Origin of the sequence: Anaerotruncus sp. G3(2012), from assembly GCF_000403395.2 — a bacterium.
Classification (GTDB): domain Bacteria; phylum Bacillota; class Clostridia; order Oscillospirales; family Ruminococcaceae; genus Anaerotruncus.
In genome coordinates this window covers 163,622-164,643 of record NZ_KE159680.1, presented here as the reverse complement: position 1 = coordinate 164,643, position 1,022 = coordinate 163,622, and the positions used below count along the sequence as shown (strand labels likewise).

Here is a 1,022-nt window from a genome sequence, read left to right as displayed (position 1 = left end):
TCCTCGGTGAGAAAGGCGCGGCTGCGTTCCCCTTTCCAGCCAACAGGGGAATCAGCGGTCAGGGTATCAAAAATAATCATGTGCCGGGTGTCCTCCGCGAACCGGTTTAAGTCCATGTAACTATGGCCGGAATACTCCCGCGCCCCGGCTTTAAGCCGCATTTCCTCCATCAGCTGGCCGATGGTCTTTTGCTCAGGCATGGTGTGCGCCCCCTTTCTCCCGGCCCTGGCCTTTCACCGTCAGAATCCCGTCCAGCGTGGTGGCGGTGATCCGCAGGCGTTCAGCGGTGGCAATATCGTTTTTGACCGTTTCATCGGTCGAGTGTCCGCAGACCACCAGCACATGGGAGCGGTAATCGGGGTCCCCGCAAAATCGAAGATTTTGTGGGGAGAGGAGGAGCAAGGGAGCGGACGCAGTTTTCGCCGACAGGCGGAAACGGAGTTTAGCGGACTTTGCGACGACGAAATCTCTGGCGATGTCGATTCCGTCCTTGTGTTCCTGGGGGATTTCATCCTTCAAAAACAGCGGCAGGAACAAAACAGGGCAGACCGGGGAATATCCGGCGTCATACACCTGGCGGCAGTAGCTGGCGGCGTTTGCCGCGTTTTCATGGGGGTTCTTGCTCCAGGGAGCGGTGATATACGCAAGCGGTCGTTTCATAACAGATTCCTTTCTCCCGGCAGTTCCGGGCAGACAAAAACGGCCAGCTTTCAAAAGCCGCCGTACATATCGTGGTTGACCTGTGAAGTGTAATGGTTGCTCATGGTGGTGGGCGCGTTGAACAGCACCGTCAGGAGATATTGCTTCATGTTCCGCACCTCGGTGGTGTTCTTTTGCAGGCAGTCCATGACAAACTCGATGTGGGAGCTGTCCAGCTTCAGGAAGCGGGAACGCACCACCTCATGGGGGAAGTCCGCCCCGGCAATCCGGGTGGTCTTACGCTTCGCGCAGACGGTTTCCACCAGAAGCTCCACGATCTCGTCCAAGTCCTCCCGATAGGTCCCAAACCGCTGTTTGAGGCA

At 57.3% G+C, this 1,022-nt stretch carries 3 protein-coding genes; all 3 read right to left on the bottom strand.

Annotated features, from left to right (window positions below; genetic code table 11):
- Positions 1–200, bottom strand: a 200-nt coding sequence (locus tag C814_RS21955) for a DUF5720 family protein (protein WP_016317666.1), incomplete at its 3' end; no start/stop codon positions are given.
- The gene (locus C814_RS21950) at positions 193–660 is read right to left on the bottom strand and encodes a DUF7768 domain-containing protein (RefSeq protein WP_016317665.1); all 468 of its coding nucleotides are present in this window, start codon (positions 658–660) and stop codon (positions 193–195) included. The genes C814_RS21950 and C814_RS21955, both read right to left, overlap by 8 nt.
- A 50-nt stretch (positions 661–710) precedes the next feature.
- The coding region (locus C814_RS24380) for a DUF6017 domain-containing protein (RefSeq protein WP_016317664.1) at positions 711–1,022 on the bottom strand (312 nt) is incomplete at its 5' end.